This is a genomic window from Actinophytocola sp. (assembly GCF_050699915.1).
Taxonomy (GTDB): Bacteria; Actinomycetota; Actinomycetes; order Mycobacteriales; family Pseudonocardiaceae; genus Actinophytocola.
Map to the genome: position 1 here is coordinate 1 of NZ_JBOHGA010000032.1, position 17,082 is coordinate 17,082.

Annotated in this window: 18 protein-coding genes and 1 pseudogene; 5 read left to right on the forward strand and 14 right to left on the reverse strand. The window is 69.3% G+C overall.

What is annotated here, in order from left to right:
* The coding region (locus ACRDSK_RS08790) for a hypothetical protein (RefSeq protein WP_431439487.1) at positions 1-194 on the reverse strand (194 nt) is incomplete at its 3' end.
* Between the two features lie 32 nt (positions 195-226).
* Complete coding sequence (locus tag ACRDSK_RS08795) at positions 227-1,381, reverse strand: hypothetical protein (RefSeq protein ID WP_431439488.1); 1,155 nt, start codon at positions 1,379-1,381, stop codon at positions 227-229.
* A gap of 108 nt (positions 1,382-1,489) precedes the next feature.
* Here ACRDSK_RS08795 and ACRDSK_RS08800 point away from each other — a divergent pair, with 108 nt between their 5' ends.
* Entirely contained in the window at positions 1,490-2,167 is a 678-nt protein-coding gene (locus ACRDSK_RS08800) for a metallophosphoesterase family protein (protein WP_431439489.1), read from the forward strand.
* A complete protein-coding gene (locus ACRDSK_RS08805; RefSeq protein ID WP_431439490.1) occupies positions 2,157-3,014 on the forward strand; it encodes a chromosome partitioning protein ParB in 858 nt (285 codons plus the stop codon). The genes ACRDSK_RS08800 and ACRDSK_RS08805 overlap by 11 nt, the downstream gene beginning before the upstream one ends.
* A 247-nt stretch (positions 3,015-3,261) precedes the next feature.
* Here ACRDSK_RS08805 and ACRDSK_RS08810 read toward each other — a convergent pair.
* A pseudogene (locus tag ACRDSK_RS08810) lies at positions 3,262-3,528 on the reverse strand (nitrilase-related carbon-nitrogen hydrolase); the annotation flags it as partial.
* A gap of 351 nt (positions 3,529-3,879) precedes the next feature.
* On the opposite strand from ACRDSK_RS08810, the gene ACRDSK_RS08815 reads away from it, so the two are divergent.
* The 3 genes from ACRDSK_RS08815 (at position 3,880) to ACRDSK_RS08825 (ending at position 6,531) form a co-directional block, all read left to right on the forward strand.
* Positions 3,880-4,251 carry a peptidase inhibitor family I36 protein gene (locus ACRDSK_RS08815; protein ID WP_431439491.1) on the forward strand — a complete coding sequence of 124 codons (372 nt, stop codon included), beginning with the start codon at positions 3,880-3,882 and terminating at the stop codon, positions 4,249-4,251.
* 670 nt (positions 4,252-4,921) lie between these two features.
* Positions 4,922-5,629 carry a DUF998 domain-containing protein gene (locus tag ACRDSK_RS08820; protein ID WP_431439493.1) on the forward strand — a complete coding sequence of 236 codons (708 nt, stop codon included), beginning with the start codon at positions 4,922-4,924 and terminating at the stop codon, positions 5,627-5,629.
* Positions 5,626-6,531, forward strand: coding sequence for a DMT family transporter (locus ACRDSK_RS08825; RefSeq protein WP_431439495.1), 906 nt, complete (start codon positions 5,626-5,628; stop codon positions 6,529-6,531). The genes ACRDSK_RS08820 and ACRDSK_RS08825 overlap by 4 nt, the downstream gene beginning before the upstream one ends.
* Positions 6,532-6,586: 55 nt before the next feature.
* On the opposite strand, the gene ACRDSK_RS08830 is transcribed toward ACRDSK_RS08825, so the two are convergent.
* From ACRDSK_RS08830 to ACRDSK_RS08880, 11 genes are all read right to left on the reverse strand, one after another.
* Positions 6,587-7,087 carry a hypothetical protein gene (locus tag ACRDSK_RS08830; protein WP_431439496.1) on the reverse strand — a complete coding sequence of 167 codons (501 nt, stop codon included), beginning with the start codon at positions 7,085-7,087 and terminating at the stop codon, positions 6,587-6,589.
* Between the two features lie 259 nt (positions 7,088-7,346).
* The gene (locus ACRDSK_RS08835; RefSeq protein ID WP_431439497.1) at positions 7,347-8,528 is read right to left on the reverse strand and encodes an ABC transporter ATP-binding protein; all 1,182 of its coding nucleotides are present in this window, start codon (positions 8,526-8,528) and stop codon (positions 7,347-7,349) included.
* A 7-nt stretch (positions 8,529-8,535) separates the two neighbouring features.
* On the reverse strand, positions 8,536-9,378 hold the full coding sequence (locus ACRDSK_RS08840; protein WP_431439498.1) for a carbohydrate ABC transporter permease: 843 nt from the start codon (positions 9,376-9,378) through the stop codon (positions 8,536-8,538).
* Positions 9,378-10,322: a carbohydrate ABC transporter permease gene (locus tag ACRDSK_RS08845; protein ID WP_431439499.1), complete on the reverse strand. Its 945-nt coding sequence runs from the start codon at positions 10,320-10,322 to the stop codon at positions 9,378-9,380. The genes ACRDSK_RS08840 and ACRDSK_RS08845 overlap by 1 nt, the downstream gene beginning before the upstream one ends.
* On the reverse strand, positions 10,319-11,641 hold the full coding sequence (locus tag ACRDSK_RS08850; RefSeq protein WP_431439500.1) for an ABC transporter substrate-binding protein: 1,323 nt from the start codon (positions 11,639-11,641) through the stop codon (positions 10,319-10,321). The genes ACRDSK_RS08845 and ACRDSK_RS08850 overlap by 4 nt, the downstream gene beginning before the upstream one ends.
* A gap of 192 nt (positions 11,642-11,833) precedes the next feature.
* Positions 11,834-12,355 (reverse strand): general stress protein, encoded by a 522-nt coding sequence (locus tag ACRDSK_RS08855; RefSeq protein WP_431439501.1) that lies wholly within the window; start codon positions 12,353-12,355, stop codon positions 11,834-11,836.
* Positions 12,356-12,548: 193 nt separating this feature from the next.
* Positions 12,549-13,757, reverse strand: coding sequence for an acyl-CoA dehydrogenase family protein (locus tag ACRDSK_RS08860; RefSeq protein WP_431439502.1), 1,209 nt, complete (start codon positions 13,755-13,757; stop codon positions 12,549-12,551).
* 167 nt (positions 13,758-13,924) lie between these two features.
* Positions 13,925-14,104, reverse strand: coding sequence for a hypothetical protein (locus tag ACRDSK_RS08865; RefSeq protein WP_431439503.1), 180 nt, complete (start codon positions 14,102-14,104; stop codon positions 13,925-13,927).
* A 117-nt stretch (positions 14,105-14,221) separates the two neighbouring features.
* Positions 14,222-15,034 carry a slipin family protein gene (locus tag ACRDSK_RS08870; RefSeq protein ID WP_431439532.1) on the reverse strand — a complete coding sequence of 271 codons (813 nt, stop codon included), beginning with the start codon at positions 15,032-15,034 and terminating at the stop codon, positions 14,222-14,224.
* A 46-nt stretch (positions 15,035-15,080) separates the two neighbouring features.
* A complete protein-coding gene (locus ACRDSK_RS08875) occupies positions 15,081-15,920 on the reverse strand; it encodes an HpcH/HpaI aldolase/citrate lyase family protein (protein ID WP_431439504.1) in 840 nt (279 codons plus the stop codon).
* Positions 15,917-16,999: an HpcH/HpaI aldolase/citrate lyase family protein gene (locus ACRDSK_RS08880; protein ID WP_431439505.1), complete on the reverse strand. Its 1,083-nt coding sequence runs from the start codon at positions 16,997-16,999 to the stop codon at positions 15,917-15,919. The genes ACRDSK_RS08875 and ACRDSK_RS08880 overlap by 4 nt, the downstream gene beginning before the upstream one ends.
* Positions 17,000-17,082 lie beyond the last annotated feature (83 nt).

Genomic DNA, 17,082 nt, shown 5'->3' on the forward strand with positions numbered 1-17,082 from the left:
GGCACGGACACGGGCATCGCGGGCGGCGGAGCCGGCGTCGGAGCCGCGAGGTCGCCGGTCAGCACGGCAGGCTGACCGGCGAAGAACGCCTGGTCGGCGGCGGCCTGGTCGGCGAACACGGCCTGGTCGGCCGCGGCCGCCTGGTCCACCGGAACTGGCTGCGGCTGCGCCGCGAAGAAGTTGTCTGCTGCCATGGCGCTGATCCCCTAGCTGGGCGTGCTGCGGCTCAGAGGCCGATGACCGGTGGCGAGGCCTTCTGACCCGTGTCGAACGGGTCGTCGGCGTCGTACGGAACCCTTCGGCGGTGCGCCTGCGCGGCCGCGCTCATGCCGCCCATGCCGGCACCCATCGGCGCCGCACCCATCGCGCCACCGTGCGCGGCGTTCGCCCCGCCGATGACCGCACCCGCCGGCGACGTCGGCACGCCACCACGCGCCGGCACGGCGCCGCCGACCGAGTCGGGGCTGGCGCCGCCGATGCCGCCGAGGGACGACGAACCGCCGGAGATCGGACCCAGGTTCATCCCGCCGGAACCGCCGCCGATGCCGCCGACGCCGGTGAAGCTGCCGCTGATCAGGCCCATGTTGCTGCCGGCGAGGTCACCGGCCGCGCGAGCGGCGGACGTGGCGTCGAGGGGCAGCCTGGTGAGCAGGTCCCAACGCATGTCGACGCCGGTGACCGTGGTGACTTCCTTGACCCACTCGCCGGACTCCGGGTCGAGGATCAGGCCGTCCTCGCGCGGCACCAGCTCGTCGTTCTGCCCGAGGAACACCGGGGTGGACCGGTCGATGCCGATCGTGGCGCGCTCGAACCGCTGCATGGTCTCCACCGCGACCCGCTTGGACTCGGCCTGCTCGGCCTGCGCCGCGAACGCGCTGCGCGATCCGGCCGCGGTGGCGCCCAGCGCGGCGCCCATCGGGCTGCCGGTGAGTGCGGCGGCCTGCTCCGCGTTGATCGGCGCCGAGCCCGGCTGGGCGACCGCCGCGGTCGACGGGAGCATGGGCATGGCCTCCTGTGCGGCCTTGAGCGCGCCCGCCGCCTCGTCGATCGGGGCGCCCATGTTCCGGGCGGTGCTACCCAGGTCCGACACCCACTGCGCGTTGAGGGCCACGGTCGTCCTGGCCTTCTCCGCGGACGCGCCCGACCAGTAGTTCATCAGGTCGTCGAGCGCGTCGGCGAGGTAGTCGGCGGTGTCCGCGATGCCGTCGCCGGCGTCGCGCCAGTCCAGCGCCAGGCGCTCCAGCTGCGGCACGCTCGCCTGCTGGGCGACCATGGCCACGAGCTCTTCCAGAGTGAACCCCGGCCAGTTCACCCCACCACTGACGTAGAAGTCAGATGAGCCGGCGTTCGCACCGGTCCCCGCGTTCGGCTGGTCCACCATCCGTGTCAGCTCCCTGCAAGTTCCCCGACATTCGTGTCTGAGGGTAATGGGTTGCACGCAGTGACGGCACTAGCCTGACCGGACGCGTGCGTCCGTACGCTCGGTGGCGTGCCGAAAGTACTGTGCGTCTCCGACGAGGTCGTCGAGCCGCTCTGGACCGACTGGGTCCGCAAGCGTGCCGGAGACGTCGCGCTGGTGATCGGCGCTGGTGACCTGCCGTTCGACTATCTCGAGTACCTGTCGAACGAGCTGGACAGGCCCTGTGTGTACGTGCCCGGCAACCACGACGCGGACCTGTCCGGCCACGAGCGCCGCGGGCTGTGGATCCGCGACGGGCTCCCCGTGGAGTGGCCAGGGCCGACCGGCGGGGTGAACGCGGACGCGCAGGTCGTCGACGTCGCCGGCCTGCGGATCGCCGGGCTCGGCGGGTCGATCCGCTACAACAACGGTCCCAACCAGTGGACCGAGCGCCAGCAGGCGCGCCGGGCGGCGAAGGTGGTGCGGACGGCGGCTCGCCTGGAGCGCCGGGACGGGCGCCCGGTGGACGTGCTGCTCACCCATTCCCCGCCCAAGGACTGCGGTGACCGGGACGACCCGCCGCACCGCGGTTTCGCCTGCCTGCACACGGTCGTCGAGCGCCTGCGACCCAACCTCATGCTGCACGGACACATTCACCCGCACGGGCAGCCGGTGCCGGACCGGGAGATAGGAAAAACACGTATCGTCAACACGGTCGGCTACCGCATCCTGGACGTACCCGATGCGGGGGGTAGTGATGAATCGTGACACGGGCTTCCCGGCGGCGGACGCCGAGAACGACTTTCTCCGGGTGCGCCGGCGACAGGTGATGTCGCGGCTGGCCCAGTGGCTGCGCCGCTCGCCGGACGACGTGAACATCATGCTGCCGTTCGACGAGGTCGTGGCCGCGCTCGGCCGCACCGGCGAGCGGCGGCTGGGCCTGCAGGTGATCACGCTGGACTCGATCGTGGGCACCGTCGACCGGTCCCGCGAGTTCGACCGCCGGTTCCGCCCGACGAGCGGGCAGGTGCGGGAGCGCTGGCAGCGGCTGGCGCTGGCGCAGCGGCGAGGCGAGTCGGTGCCGCCGATCGAGGTGTACCGGGTCGGCGACATGCACTTCGTGGAGGACGGCCACCATCGCGTGTCGGTGGCGCACGCGCTCGGCCTGAAGACAATCGACGCGTATGTCACCGAGGTGACGACGCGGCTCTCGCCGGAGGGTGTGCGGTACCGCGGCGACCTGCTGGTGAAGGACTACCGGCGGATCTTCCTGGACCGGGTGCCGCTGACCGGCGAGGCACGCGGGGCGATCGAGCTGGTCGATCCGTGGGACTACGCGGAGCTGGCCGAGGCCATCGAGGCGTGGGGCTTCCGGCTGATGCAGGACGAGGGCCGGTTCCTCGACCGTTCGGATGTCGCCCGACGCTGGCACGACGACGAGTTCGTGCCGGTGGTGCGCATGCTGCGGCAGGCGGGGATGATCGAGACGCAGACCGAGGCCGAGGCGTACATGTGGGTCGCGTGCGAGCGGTACAAGCTGATGCGCACGCACCGCTGGGACGACGACGTGATCGAAGCGGTCCGCGACAACCGGCGCGGCGCCGCCAGAGCGTGACCTTCGCGACGGCGATTCCGAGGTCTGCTCGGGTGCCGGCGAGGAGTGTCCCGTCCGGGTGTCTGACCGGGCTATGGCCGCTGCCTTCGTTTGGCCCGGTAGGGCCCGCAGTGGTCGGCGAGGGCGACGTACATGCCGTTGTCCCGCGCCCTGTGGGGGGAGATGTCGTCGGGGTCTTCGTCGCGGTCGTAGAAACCGCGGCGCGTTCCTTCTCGGTGACGTGCTGATTGTCGTACCGGGCGGTGGCCGGCCGTCCCCGGCCGAGGACGAGGGCGGAGATGCGGACGTCGTCACCGTGCCGAGTGGGCGCCCCGGCGACGACGGCGGTGCGAGTGTCGGCGCAGGCCCGAGCGAGCATCTCGAGCCGAGGGTCGCCGAATTCGACGGCGTTCTGCCCGACATCTCCGACGATTTCGGAAAGCTCGTAACCCGTTAGAAACAATTCCGGCAGCACAACGACATCAGCCCCGTGACCGGCCGCGGTCCGCACGTTGGCGGAGACATCCAACGGCACACGCGGTCTGCCCGACCGCCACGGTGATCGTCCCAACCGGACCGTCCGCTACACCCAGCTCCGCCCCACAAAAGAACTTCCGCCCGCACCCAACCACACCACGCCACGCCCCGCGCGCCCCGCCCGTCCACGCATGCACGCACGCACATGCGGCCGACAGCCCCCACCCTCTCCGGGGGCACCCCGTGACTCCATTCTATCGGGTGGGGGTGACGGAAATGGGGTGTGCGACGTCGGCTGTGGATAACTCGGTGCCTGTGGATAGCCGTTTTGCCATTCGTTCCTTCCCGGGCATTCTCGACTCATCGCGGTCAGTTCGGCCGCGGCGGGATCGCAGGGAAAGGAATGACGATGAGGAACACGATCGGACGCGTCATCACCGTCGTGGCGGCAGCGGGTGCCGCGGTGGCTACAGGCGCCGGCGTCGCCGGCGCCACCGAGCCGACCGTGTGTGAGCGGGGCGAGTTCTGCATCTGGCCGAACGAGGACTACGGAGGCGCGATCGTCCGGGTGGCGCTCGAGAACACCAACCCCGGCGAGTGCGTACCGCTGCCCGAGGGCGCGGACGGGCGCTCGTTCGCCAACCGCACCACGCGGCCGGTCACCGTCTACCAGGGGCGCGAGTGCGATACCGAAGGCGAGTTCGACACCTACCCGGGCGGCGGCACGTACGTGCCGGAGGCGCCATACCTGGTCCGCGGGGTGCAGATCTGGGACAGCTGACACACGCCGCCGGCAGGCCGGGACCGTCACCCGACCGGGTACATGATCAGCTGAGCTGAGGGCGCTCTCAGTTCACATACGGGAATCTTGAGGGGGAACCATGCGTTGATCACAAGTGAACACAGATGGCGTGGGGAGAGCCATGGACGTGTCCTCCAGATCAGCGGGGAGAACCGACAACTCCACGGGACTAACCGACGGCACACGGGCGACGACCGGGGGATCGCGGGGGCGAGCCAACGGATCGGCGAAGCGAGCCAACCGACCCGCGGCGCGAGCCAACGAACCTGCGGAGCGAGCCGGCGGGCCAGCGGAGCGAGCCGACGGAACGCCGGGCCGGGCCAACGGGCTCTCGGAGCGGGCCAACGAACCTCCGGCACGAGCCGACTTGCCAGTGGAGCCAGTGGACGGACCGCCGGCACGAGCCGACGGGCCCGCTCGAACCAATGGACCGGTGGTGCGAGCCGGCGGACTCTCGAAGCGAGCCAACCGAGCTGCGGCACCAGTCGACGGCCCAGCGGAGCGAATCGACGGGCCGGAGGAGCTAGCCGACGGGCCAACGGAGCGAACCGGCGGAACGCTGGACCGAGCCGACGGACTCTCGATGCGAGCCGGCGGGCTGGAGCGAGCTGGCGGGGCGGTGGAGCGAGGGGCGAGGCGGGGGCCGTGGTTGAGCGGGTTCCTGTTCCTGTCCGCCTGCTTGTCGCTGCTCTCGCTCATCGCGCTGGTGCGGTCGCTGGCGATGATGACCTACCTCAACATCCACTTCGCCCACGAGGTCGATCCGTTCTCCCGGGCGGTCAGCTACTACGTCTTCTACGGCGACGGCCGTGAGGAGTTCGCCACCTCGGCGACGGTGCTGGCCCTCGGCACGGTGCTGATGCTCACCGGCATGTGGGTGCAGGGCATCCGGCTGGGCGGCGCGTCGACGGCGTTCTTCGGGATCTGGTGCGCCAGCCTCACCCTGTGCGCGATCTTCCCGACGGACAACAGCAAGTCGATCGTGAGCACGTCCGGGCTGATCCACCAGGTCGCCGGCGCGTCTCTGTTCGTCAGCCTCCCGCTGGCCGGGCTGAGCCTCGCGCGGCGGCTGGCCACCGACGATCGGTGGGCGCGCACGGCACGGGTGGTGCGGCGGATGGCGATGGTCGCGATGGGCCTCGCGGCCGCTTACCTCGCGACACGCCTGCCGGACATCTTCCCCAGCCTGGCGATTCCTGGTGTGCTGGACGGACGAGGTTTCTCCGGTCTCGTACAGCGAGCGCTGTTCGGGCTTGAGATGCTGATGTTGATGGCACTCGCGGTGCGCCTGTTGCGTGTCGTTGTCAGTTCCGCCCGCGAGCGCAGGGAGCCAGCGAGAGTCGAGGTCGCCGGATGATTCCGCTCGCCATAGCGTTCGCCGTGCTCGGCGCGCTGTGCAGCGCGATCGGTGCCCAGCTGCAGCACCGAGGCGTCCGCAACGAGACCCAGGACAAGGGCCTCGGCCTGCGGGGGATCGCCCGGCTCGTGCACAACCGCTCGTGGCTGCTCGGCGTCGCGGTGCTGACCGCGTGCGCGATGCTGCAGATCCTGGCCCTGGCGCTCGCGCCGGTCACGATCGTCGCGCCGATCGTGGTGCTCGCGTTGCCCGCGGTCGCGGTCCTCAACGCCCGCGCGTCCGGCGAGCGGCTCGACGCGACGGCGATCGTGGCGGTCATCGCGAGCACGCTCGGCGTCGCGGTCTTCGTCGCGCTGGCGTCCGGGCACGCGAGCCCGGTGGTGTTCCCCGAGCCGGCGGTGCTGATGGCGTGCCAGATCATCGCGGGCGTGGTGCTGCTGTTCGGCGGGATCGGCGCGCTGCGCGACGGCATCGTGCGGTGCGTGCTGCTCGCGACGGGCGCCGGCGCGGCGTACGGGCTGGTGTCGGTGCTGGTGCGGGACGTGACGTACACGTTCCAGACGAACGGGTTCGCCGGTGTGTCGCCGCTGTCGGCCACGGCGCTGGTGGCCTCGTTCGCGATCGGCTCCTGGTTCATCCAGCTCGCCTACGCCAGCGGGCCGCCGGACGTCGTCGTCGGCTGCCAGACGGTGCTGAGCCCGCTCGTCGCCGCGGCGATCGCGATGGGGCTGCTCGACGAGACCGCCGACGCGGGCGGGGTCACCGGCCTGGGGATGGCGGCCGGGGCACTGATCGCCATGTTCGGCGTCGTGCTGCTGGCCCGCCACCACCCGGAGGCGACCTCGCGGGCCACTCCCCACTCGGCCGAGCACCGCCTCTTCCGCGCGCTCACCCGGCGCTGATGCGCCGCAGCCGGCCCGATCCACGTTCGAGGCCGGCCGCGGCGGGAAGGACGGGTCAGCTCTCGCAGCCGACACCGTCGTTGTCGTTGCCGTCGAAGCCGTGCGGGTCCGGTGCACGCACCGGGAACCTCTTGTGCGGGATGTCGCCGCAGTCGAGGTCCGGCGGGGCCGACGGGATGCAGACGGTCGGGTAGGACGGGTCGCAGTCGCGCGGTGCGGGCTCCGGCGCGGGCGGCTTGGGCGCCGGCTTCGGCTTCGGGTTGGGTTCGGGAGCCGGCTTCGGTTTGGGTGCCGGCGGCGGGGCGGGGACCGACGTCTCGACCGGGACGGTGGTCGTCGTGGTCGGTGGAGTGGTCGGCAGAGTGGTCGGCGGAGTGGTCGGCGGGGTGGTGGCCGTCGAGTCGGGGACCGCGGTCTCGACGTTCACCGGCTCCTGGGGCGAGGTGTCCGGCGGGCTGCCACAGCCGGCCGCGACCAAGGTCATCACCGCGGCGAGCGCCAGCGTCGAACGGCGTACCGGCCCCACCACGCGCGCGAACAAGAATTCCGCTCGCATTCCGACCTCGGCTCTTTCCGGCATGTTTCCTCGCAATCCAGAAGCCCGAATAGTTTAAAGACGAACTCCACATCGCGACCGCCTGACAAGGCGTTACATCGCGGGAATTCTGGAAGACGGAAACCGGAAACGATCAATGCCGGTTAGCTACCGACGCGCGACATTCGCCGGCGACGTCCGCAGGAGATTTCGGGAGCTGAAATGAAACGGCGCAGCTGCCCGATGGCCGGACAGCTGCGCCGCTTTGGTCTTGCCGGACTTACTCCGAATACGTCAGGTTCTTGCCCGACGACGGGTCGAAAAGCTGGATCTGGTCGTTGTCGAACCAGACGTCGACCTTCTCGCCCTCCTTGGCCACCGACGTCGCCGACAGCCGGGTGACCAGCTGCTGGCCGCTGGCCGGCACGTCGGCCGCGCCGGCGTCCCGGGCCAGCTCCTCGAGCTCCGCGGAGGTAGCCGCCTCACCCTCCACGGTGAAGTAGGCGTACTTGTCCGAGCCCATGGACTCCAGCACGTCGACGGTGCCCTCGAACGTGGTGCCCGCCGACTTCGCGGTGGCGTCCAGCAGGCGCGCGTCCTCGAAGTGCTCCGGCCGGATGCCGGCGATCAAGTCCCGAGGCGCGTCCGCCGCCTCCGCCAGCCGCCGGATCCGGTCGGACAGCGCCACCGAGCCCAGGCCGGTGGAGAGCTGGCCGTTCTCCAGCGTGCCGGGCATGAAGTTCATCGCCGGGGAGCCGATGAACCCGGCGACGAACAGGTTCGCTGGGTTCTCGTAGAGGAACTGCGGCGAGCCGACCTGCTGCACCAGACCGCTGCGCAGCACCACGACGCGGTCCCCGAGGGTCATCGCCTCGGTCTGGTCGTGGGTGACGTACACCGTGGTCGTCGCGAGCTGCTTCTGCAGCTTGGACACCGAGGTGCGCATCTGCACGCGCAGCTTGGCGTCCAGGTTGGACAGCGGCTCGTCCATCAGGAACGCCTTGGGGCTACGCACGATCGCCCGCCCCATCGCGACCCGCTGGCGCTGTCCGCCGGACAGGTTCGCCGGCTTGCGCTCCAGGTGCTGGGTCAGGTCGAGGATCTTCGCCGCCTCGTCCACCTTCGCGTTCACCGTCGCGTCGTCCACCTTCGCCAGCCGCAGGGGGAAGGCCATGTTCTCCCGCACGCTCATGTGCGGGTAGAGCGCGTAGGACTGGAACACCATCGCGATGTCCCGGTCCTTCGGCGCCTTCTCGTTGACCCGCTGCCCGTCGATGCGCAGCTCGCCGGAGCTGATGTCCTCCAGCCCGGCGATCATGTTCAGCATCGTCGACTTCCCACACCCGGAGGGGCCGACCAGGATGATGAACTCGCCGTCGGCGATCTCGATGTCCACCTCGGACACCGCAAGCGCCCCGTCCGGGTAACGCTTGGTCAGCTTGTCCAGCACGATCTCAGCCATAGTTGCCTCAGCCCTTCACGGCACCCGACGTCAGCCCCGCGACGATGCGGCGCTGGAAGAACAACACGAAAAAGATGATCGGGATGGTGATCACCACGGCGGCCGCGGAGATCGTCCCGGTTGGCGCTTCGAACTGCGAGGCGCCGGTGAAGAACGACAACGCCGCCGGCACCGTCCGCGACGACTCCGTCGAGGTCAGCGAGATGGCGAACAGGAAGTCGTTCCAGCAGAAGATGAACACGAGGATCGCGGTGGTGAACACCCCGGGCGCCGCCAGCGGAGCGATCACTCGCCGGAACGCCTGCGCCGGGGTCGCCCCGTCCATCTTCGCCGCCTTCTCCAGCTCCCACGGGATCTCCCGGAAGAACGCGGAGAGGGTGTAGATCGCGAGCGGCAGCGCGAAGGTGATGTAGGGCAGGATCAGCCCGCCCCAGGTGTCGAACAGCCCGAGCTGACGCTCCATCTCGAACAGCGGCGACACCAGCGACACCTGCGGGAACATCGCGATCAACAGCGACACGCCCACCAACGCCTGCTTGCCAGGGAAGTCCAGCCGGGCGATCGCGTACGCGGCCATGGTGCCCAGCACCACCGCGATCAGCGTCGCGATCAGCGCGATGCCGATCGAGTTGACCAACGCGCGGACGAACTCGTTGGTGGTGAAGATGTCCCGGTAGTTCTGGAACGTCCACTCGGACGGGAAGAACTTCTTGTCGGTCTGCGTCTCCACGGTCTTGAACGACAGCGAGAGCGTCCACAGCACCGGGATGAGCGCGTAGACGACGACCACGATGTCCACGATGGCCCATTTGGTCTTGCGGCCGGCGGTGCTTCCTCCGATGACGGCCATCAGCGCTTCCCTCCCGGGTCGTTTCCGGGCGCCGAGGCGCCGAACAGCTTGATGAAGATGAACGCGATGATCGCCACCGCGATGAAGATCAGCACCGACATCGTCGAGCCGATCCCGAGGTTCAGACCCTTGATCAGGTTGTTGTAGGTCTGCATGGACACCGACGAAGTGTCGTTGGCGCCCTTGGTGAGCACGAAGATGTTGTCGAAGATCCGGAACGCGTCCAGCGTGCGGAACAGCAACGCCACCAGGATCGCCGGCTTCATCACCGGCACGATCACCTTGGTGAACCGCTGCCACGCCGACGCACCGTCCATCGACGCCGCCTTCAACAGGTCGTCGGGCACCAGCGCGAGGCCGGCCATCAGCAGCAACGCCATGAACGGCGTGGTCTTCCACACCTCGGCGAGGATGACGATCAGCAGCGACGGGATCTGTTGCGTCAACGGCGCTTCCGCACCGAGCATGTTCGACAGGTACCCCGTGTCGGTGTTCCACGCGTAGAACCACGAGAACGCCGCCACGACGGTCACGATCCCGTACGGGATGAGGGAAACCGTGCGGACGAGCCCGCGGCCCACCAGCGTCCGGTGCATCACCAGCGCCAGCACCATGCCCAACACCAGCTCGATCACCACCGACACCACGGTGAGCAGCGTCGTGATCCCGAACGCCGTCCACCAGTAGCCGTCGGAGAGCACCGCGATGTAGTTGTCCAGCCCCACGAACTCCCGCTGGTCCGGGAACCGCAGGTCGTAGCGCTGCAGCGACAGCCACACCGAGTAGATGATCGGCCAACCGGTCACCGCGACCATCACGAGCGCCGCCGGCGCGCAGAGGAGCCAGCCGAGGCGTCGCTCCGCCCGCTTACCCTCACTCAGCGCCGGCTTCTTCCCCTTCGCCGGCTCTGCCTGCGCTGGCGCCGTGTCGACGGTCTGGCTCATGGCAGAACTCCCTTCGACTCCAACGCCTTCTGCAAGCCGTCACGCAGCTCGGCCGCTGTCGCTTGTGGATCGATGTCCGCCGGTGGCGAGAGCACCTTCGACGTGATCGTGGACAGGTTCTGGTAGACCACGGTCAGCGGCCGGACCGACGGGTCCTGGAGCTCCTCCAGGATCGTGTCCCGCATCGGGTACGCGGTCACCATGCTCGGGTTGTTCGCCGCGTCCTCCGGACTGCCCGGGTCGAGCGGCCGCTCGTCGGTGTAGACCGACTCGATGGTCGGCGGCACGCCGTCCTTGATGGCCGAGAACTTCTGGCTGCTCGGGCTGCGCAGGCACAGCGCCGCCTCGAACGCCTCCGGCTTGTGTTGCGAGTACGAGCTGACCGCGAGGTTGTACCCGCCGACGGTGACCTTGCTCGGCCCGTCGACGCCCGGGTACCGGGCCCACTCGAGGTTCTTCGCGCGGTCCGGGTTCGTCTCCTGGATGGCCGCGTAGACATACGGCCAGTTCAGCTCGAACGCCGAGTTGCTGTCCGGCGCCTCGAACGCCTGCTGGACCTGCTGCTCCTGGGCGTTGGTCAGCGACGGGTCAGTGATGCCGGCGCTCGCGACCTCCTTGAGGATCTCGAGTGCCTCGATCGCGCCCTCGTCCATGACGACCTTCGTGCCGTCCTCGTTGAGGATCTGCCCGCCGGCCGAGGCGACCAGCGTGTTGTACGTGACCACGAGGCCCTCGTACTGCGCACCGGTGAACAGGACCTCGTAGGGCTCACCCTTGGCCTTGAGGTCCTTGGCCATGTCGATCATCTCTTGCCACGTCTCCGGCGGCTGCGGGGTGACCCGCTTGTCGTACCAGAGCAGCTGCACGTTGGTGTTCTTCGTGGCGGCGTAGAGCCTGTCCTTCCACATGGCGGTCGTGAGCGGACCTTCCAGCACGCCCGCCTCGGCGTCCGCCTTGTTCTCGCCGGTCCACTCCTCGAGCCACTGCGCCTCGGCGAACTCCGGGACCCAGGTGACGTCCAGACCCAGGATGTCCAGGTCGGTGTCACCGGCCGCCAGCCGCCGCACCATCTGCTCGCGTTGGCCGTCCGCGTCGCGCGGCAGCTTGCGGTAGACGAGCTCGTAGCGACCGTTTGCCTGCTCGTTGCACGTGTCTATGACGCTCTGGAAGTTCTCCTCCGGCGCGTAGTAGACGTTGATCTGTGTGCCGCCTTCGGACCCGCAGGCCGCGATCGTCGGCGCTGCGACGAGCGCGGCGCAGGCCGCGGCGACGGTACGCGCCCGGGCCACACCCCGGCCGCCCGTCCGGGTACTGCCCATCAAAAACCCTGCCTTCCCTTCCCCGGCACGGGAGGTCCCGGCGGCGAACGAGCCGGCAGCAGCACCTCGACGTGCCTTGAAACGCGTTGTCAGGCCACACCTGATGCGTTGGTGCACTGAACCTAGGCCCGATGATCACGGGCCGCAAGCTACTTGAACAACGATTCCGACAAGGCGTGTAACGCGGTCCGGTCAGTCCGTTCGGGGTCGCATCGCGAGCTTGGCCAACAAGTCGCGGCCCTTCTCGGCGTTGCGCGGCTGGGCGAGCACGTCGTACCGGCCGGCCACGAGCTGGCTGGCGGAGGCGATCTCGCGACCGCTGCTTCGGGTCGTCGCGTAGCCGACGGCGGCGAAGACCAGTCCGAACACGACACCGGCGGACAGTCCCACCAGGATCGGTGCGAAGGACATCGTCTGCGAGCTGAACAGTCCGAGCAGCAGGCCGACGAACAGGCCGAACCAGGCGCCGGACAGGGCACCAGTGCCGAGCACCTTGGGCCAGCTGAGCCGGCCGATGACCCGCTCGACCAACATCAGGTCGACCCCGACGATCGTGACCTCCTGGACCGGGAACTCGTTGCCGGCCAGGTACTCGACCGCCTGATGGGCCTCCTTGTAGGTGTCATAGGACCCGATCGGCCAGCCCGACGGGGGCGTCGGGACCTTGGGAAGACCCTGATTCCCTCGTCCCGAGCCGGAGAACGCACCGGTCACCGTTGCTCACCTCGTTCAGCTGTTGAACACCATCCTGCCAACAAGGGGCATTTGGTGCTAACCCCGCGGGTGCTTCGTGGTGCAAACAGCAGTGCAAATGGCAGCGAAGCGCGCCCGTGTCCACAGGCCGACAGCGTGACCAGCCGGTTTCGTCGGTACCGCTCGCTACGCTGGATTTCGGGGGCCGGAGGCGTCAGCCCCGGCTGCGGTACTCGCGCAGCAGGCCGCGGCTGATGATCGTCTTCTGGATCTCGCTCGTGCCCTCGCCGATCAACAGGAACGGCGCCTCCCGCATCAGGCGCTCGATCTCGTACTCCTTCGAGTACCCGTAGCCGCCATGGATGCGGAAGCTCTCCTGGGTCACCTCGGCGCAGTACTCCGACGCCAGCAGCTTCGCCATCCCCGCCTCGACGTCGTTGCGCTCGCCCGAGTCCTTCAGCCGTGCCGCGTTCACCATCATCAGATGCGCGGCCTCGACCTTCGTGGCCATCTCCGCCAGCTTGAACGCGATCGCCTGGTGCTCGGCGATCGGCTTGCCGAACGTCTGGCGCTGCTGCGCGTAGTCCACGGCCAGCTCGAACGCCCGGATCGCGATGCCGCACGCCCGGGCGGCCACGTTGACCCGGCCCACCTCGACGCCGTCCATCATCTGCGCGAAGCCCCGACCCGGAGCCTCGCCGAGGATCGCCGACGCGGGGATCCGGTAGCCGGAGAACACGGCCTCGGTCGTGTCGACGCCCTTGTAGCCCATCTTGTCGATCTTGCCGGGGATGGTCAGGCCCGGAGCCACCTCACCGAAGCCGGTCGGCTTCTCCACCAGGAACGCGGTCAGGTTCTGGTGCGCCTTCGCGGCACCCTCGTCGGTCTTCACCAGCAGCGCGATCAGGTTCGAGCTGCCGCCGTTGGTGAGCCACATCTTCGCGCCGTCGATGACGTAGTCGGCGCCGTCACCGGAGCCGTCGCGCTTCGCCCGGGTCTTGATCGCCGCCACGTCGGAGCCGAGGTCCGGCTCGGACATCGAGAAGCTGCCGCGCACCTCGCCGGCCGCCATCCGCGGCAGCAGGCTCCGCTTCTGCTCCTCGGTGCCGTGGTGGCGGACCATGTGCGCCACGATGAAGTGAGTGTTGATCACGCCCGACACGCTCATCCAGCCGCGGGCGATCTGCTCCACCACCAGCGCGTAGGTGAGCAGCGACTCGCCGAGTCCGCCGTACTCCTCGGGGATGGTGAGGCCGAACAGCCCCATCTCCTTCATCCCGTCGACGATGTCCTGCGGGTAGGCGTCGTCGTGCTCGAGCTGCTGCGCGTTCGGGATGATCTCCTTGTCCACGAAGTCCCGGACCGTCGCCAGGATCTCCTGCTGCACGTCGGTGAGTCCGGCGGTCTGGGCAAGGCGGGCCATGACGGGCTCCCTCCGGGCGACACTGGGAATTACCGGTCAGTATCGCCCGGTTAACGCTCGTATGCGTCCCGAAGGTGCGCAGGGCCACTCGAACACAGATCAAACTGGTCCGCGGCGTGCCTCTGGCTGCTGAGCAGGAGTGTTTTGATCTGTGTTCGCCTCACGGATCAGAACAGGCGACCGGCGAACTCCAGGCTGGCGCCACAGTCGCGGCAGTCGTCGGCGAGCACGTAGACGTCCTGGCCACAGCGGCGGCAGGAGCGGAAGCTCCGCTCGAACAGGTCGTCGCGGGCGCGGCCCCCGAAGAGCCGACTTCGCCCCTCCTTGCTGACACGGTGCTTTCCCATGGGCACACCCTCACCCGTTGGGGTGGGGTGCGGGCAAGACCTGACCGTGATCTGTGCGTTATCTCACCGCAACCTTCGACGATCCGTCACGGCCGAATTGCCCGCTGTACTGGGACGTTACTTCTCGTCACCGTTATCTTTCGGAGAGTCAACGGCTGGCGGCTTCACCGATTCAGGTGTCCCACGGGCGTGCTCGAGGAAGCGGAGCAGCTCCACCGGGAACGGCAGCACGAGCGTCGAGTTCTTCTCGGCGGCGACCGCGACGACGGTCTCCAGCAGGCGCAGCTGCAGGGCGGCCGGGGTGTCGGCCATGACCCGCGCGGCGTCGGACAGCTTCTGGGAGGCCTGGAACTCGCCGTCGGCGGAGATGATCCGCGCGCGGCGGTCCCGCTCCGCCTCGGCCTGCCGCGACATCGAGCGTTTCATCGCCTCCGGCAGCGCCACGTCCTTGATCTCCACCCGGTCGATGCTGATGCCCCAGTCCAGTGCGGGAGTGTCGATCATCAGCTCGAGGCCCTGGTTGAGCCGCTCGCGGTTGGACAGCAGGTCGTCGAGGTCGCTCTTGCCGATGATCGAACGCAGCGAGGACTGCGCGACCTGGCCGATCGCGAACCGGTAGTCCTCGACGTTGACGATGGCCAGCGTCGGGTCGATGACCTTGAAGTAGACGACCGCGTCGACGCGCACCGTCACGTTGTCCCGGGTGATGCCGTCCTGTGCCGGCACCGGCATCGTGACGACCTGCATGTTGACCTTCTGCAGCTTGTCCGCGAACGGCGCGATCACCGTCAGCCCGGGCCCGCGGATGGCGGGTTGCACGCGCCCCCAACGGAAGACGAGCCCGCGCTCGAACTGCTTGATCACGCGAAGGGAGCTGCTCGCGAAGATCGCGCCGACCAGGAGGACCAGGACGAGGATGTAGAGAACCACGACCATGACGAGCCTCCGATCCCTCGATTCCGATGCTACGCCGGGCTCACTCCCTTACGGCGTCGGCGAGATCGAGGATTCGGCGGGCGTTGTCCACGTGCAGGTTCTCGATCATCCGGCCGTCGACGGTGACCACGCCGCGGCCCTCGCGGCGCGCGGTCTCGAAGGCGTCGATGATCCGGCGCGACAGCTCGACGTCGTCCGCCGACGGGGCGAAGACCCGGTTGCACGGCTCGAGCTGGCTCGGGTGGATCAGCGTCTTGCCGTCGAAGCCGAACTCGCGCCCCTGCCGGCATTCCACCTCGAAGCCCTCGGCGTCGCGAACGTCGTTGTAGACGCCGTCGAGCACGACCTTGCCCGCGGCGCGCGCGGCGAGCACGCACGTCGACAGCGCGGCGAGCAGCGGGCCGCGGCCGGGCACCTGCTCGGCGTGCAGCTCCTTGGCGAGGTCGTTGGTGCCGAGCACGAGGGCGGTGAGCCGGTCGCTCGCGGCGGCGATCTCAGCGCAGCGCAGCACCGCGACCGGTGTCTCGATCATCGCCCAGAGCTCGACCGGTTCGGGCAGCGCCGCGGCGATCGCGCGGACCTGTTCGGCCGAGTCGACCTTGGGCACGACGACGGCGACCGGCCCGGCCTTGCCGGCGGCCGCCAGGTCCTCGGCGTGCCAAGGCGTGTCGACGGCGTTGACCCGGATCGTCACCTCGCGCCGGCCGTACGCGCCGGACGCGGCCGCGGCGCACACCCGCTCGCGGGCGGCGACCTTCGCGTCCGGCGCCACGGCGTCCTCGAGGTCGAGGATCAGCGCGTCGGCCGGCAGGGACTTGGCCTTCTCCAGCGCACGCTCGTTGGCGCCGGGCATGTAGAGGACGGACCGGCGGGGCCTCACGCGAGCGCCTCCTTCGTGGCCTGCTCGTAGGAGGCGGCGAGCTCCGGGTCGCGCCCGGCGAGCTCGTCGGCGAGATCCGCGACCACCTGGCACTGCTTGACCGTCGCGTCGTCCTGCATCTTCCCGTCGAGCATGACCGCACCGGTGCCTGCGTCGCCTGCACTGCCCATCGCCGCGATGACCCGGCGAGCCCAGGCGACCTCGGCGGGCTCGGGCGAGAACACCTTCTTGGCGATCGCGATCTGCGCCGGGTGCAGGCTCCACGCGCCGACGCAGCCGAGCAGGTACGCGTTGCGGAACTGGTCCTCGCAGGCGACCGTGTCGCGGATGTCGCCGAAGGGCCCGTAGTAGGGCAGGATCCCGGCGGCCACGCAGGCGTCGACCATGCGCGCCACCGTGTAGTGCCACAGGTCCTGCTGGTAGGTCGCGCGCCCCTGCACGAGGTCGTCCCCCGTCGGGTCGCTGCGCACGAGGTAGCCGGGGTGTCCGCCGCCGACGCGGGTCGTCTTCATCCGCCGGCTCGCCGCGAGGTCGGCCGGCCCGAGCGAGATGCCCTGCATGCGTGGGCTGGCGGCGGCGATCTCCTCGACGCGGGCGACGCCGCTCGCGGTCTCGAGGATCGCGTGCACGAGCAGCGGCCGGTCGAGCCCGGCGCGGGCCTCGAGCTGGGCGAGGAGTCGGTCGACGTAGTGGATGTCCTCGGGGCCCTCGACCTTCGGGATCATGATCACGTCGAGCCTGTCGCCGATCTCGGTGACCAGGGTGAGCAGGTCGTCCAGCACCCACGGCGAGTCGAGGCTGTTGACCCGCGTCCAGAGCTGCGTGTCGGCGAAGTCGGTCTCCTTCGCGATGCGCACCAGTCCGGCGCGCGCGATCTCCTTGCGGTCCGCGGCGACGGCGTCCTCGAGGTTGCCGAGCAGCACGTCGGTCCTGGGCACCATGTCGGGGACCTTGGCGACCATCTTCTCGTTGCCCGGGTCGAAGAAGTGGATCATCCGCGAGGGACGGAACGGGATCTGCCGCACCGGTTCCGGCGCGCCGACCGCGAGGGGGCGGAAGAAGTCCTTCGGTGAGCGCATTCGTTGCCTCCAGCCCTGTGCACTGCGGCTGACCCTAGGGCGCGACCAGAGCCGGCGCCGCGCACATGTCGCGGACGCCACGG

Excerpts from the sequence above, each read along its gene's own strand:
- ACRDSK_RS08795 (WP_431439488.1), bottom strand. The coding sequence starts at position 1,381 with ATGGTGGACCAGCCGAACGCGGGGACCGGTGCGAACGCCGGCTCATCT.
- ACRDSK_RS08805 (WP_431439490.1), top strand. The coding sequence starts at position 2,157 with ATGAATCGTGACACGGGCTTCCCGGCGGCGGACGCCGAGAACGACTTT.
- ACRDSK_RS08815 (WP_431439491.1), top strand. The coding sequence starts at position 3,880 with ATGAGGAACACGATCGGACGCGTCATCACCGTCGTGGCGGCAGCGGGT.
- ACRDSK_RS08825 (WP_431439495.1), top strand. The coding sequence starts at position 5,626 with ATGATTCCGCTCGCCATAGCGTTCGCCGTGCTCGGCGCGCTGTGCAGC.
- ACRDSK_RS08830 (WP_431439496.1), bottom strand. The coding sequence starts at position 7,087 with ATGCGAGCGGAATTCTTGTTCGCGCGCGTGGTGGGGCCGGTACGCCGT.
- ACRDSK_RS08835 (WP_431439497.1), bottom strand. The coding sequence starts at position 8,528 with ATGGCTGAGATCGTGCTGGACAAGCTGACCAAGCGTTACCCGGACGGG.
- ACRDSK_RS08840 (WP_431439498.1), bottom strand. The coding sequence starts at position 9,378 with ATGGCCGTCATCGGAGGAAGCACCGCCGGCCGCAAGACCAAATGGGCC.
- ACRDSK_RS08845 (WP_431439499.1), bottom strand. The coding sequence starts at position 10,322 with ATGAGCCAGACCGTCGACACGGCGCCAGCGCAGGCAGAGCCGGCGAAG.
- ACRDSK_RS08850 (WP_431439500.1), bottom strand. The coding sequence starts at position 11,641 with ATGGGCAGTACCCGGACGGGCGGCCGGGGTGTGGCCCGGGCGCGTACC.
- ACRDSK_RS08860 (WP_431439502.1), bottom strand. The coding sequence starts at position 13,757 with ATGGCCCGCCTTGCCCAGACCGCCGGACTCACCGACGTGCAGCAGGAG.
- ACRDSK_RS08865 (WP_431439503.1), bottom strand. The coding sequence starts at position 14,104 with ATGGGAAAGCACCGTGTCAGCAAGGAGGGGCGAAGTCGGCTCTTCGGG.
- ACRDSK_RS08880 (WP_431439505.1), bottom strand. The coding sequence starts at position 16,999 with ATGCGCTCACCGAAGGACTTCTTCCGCCCCCTCGCGGTCGGCGCGCCG.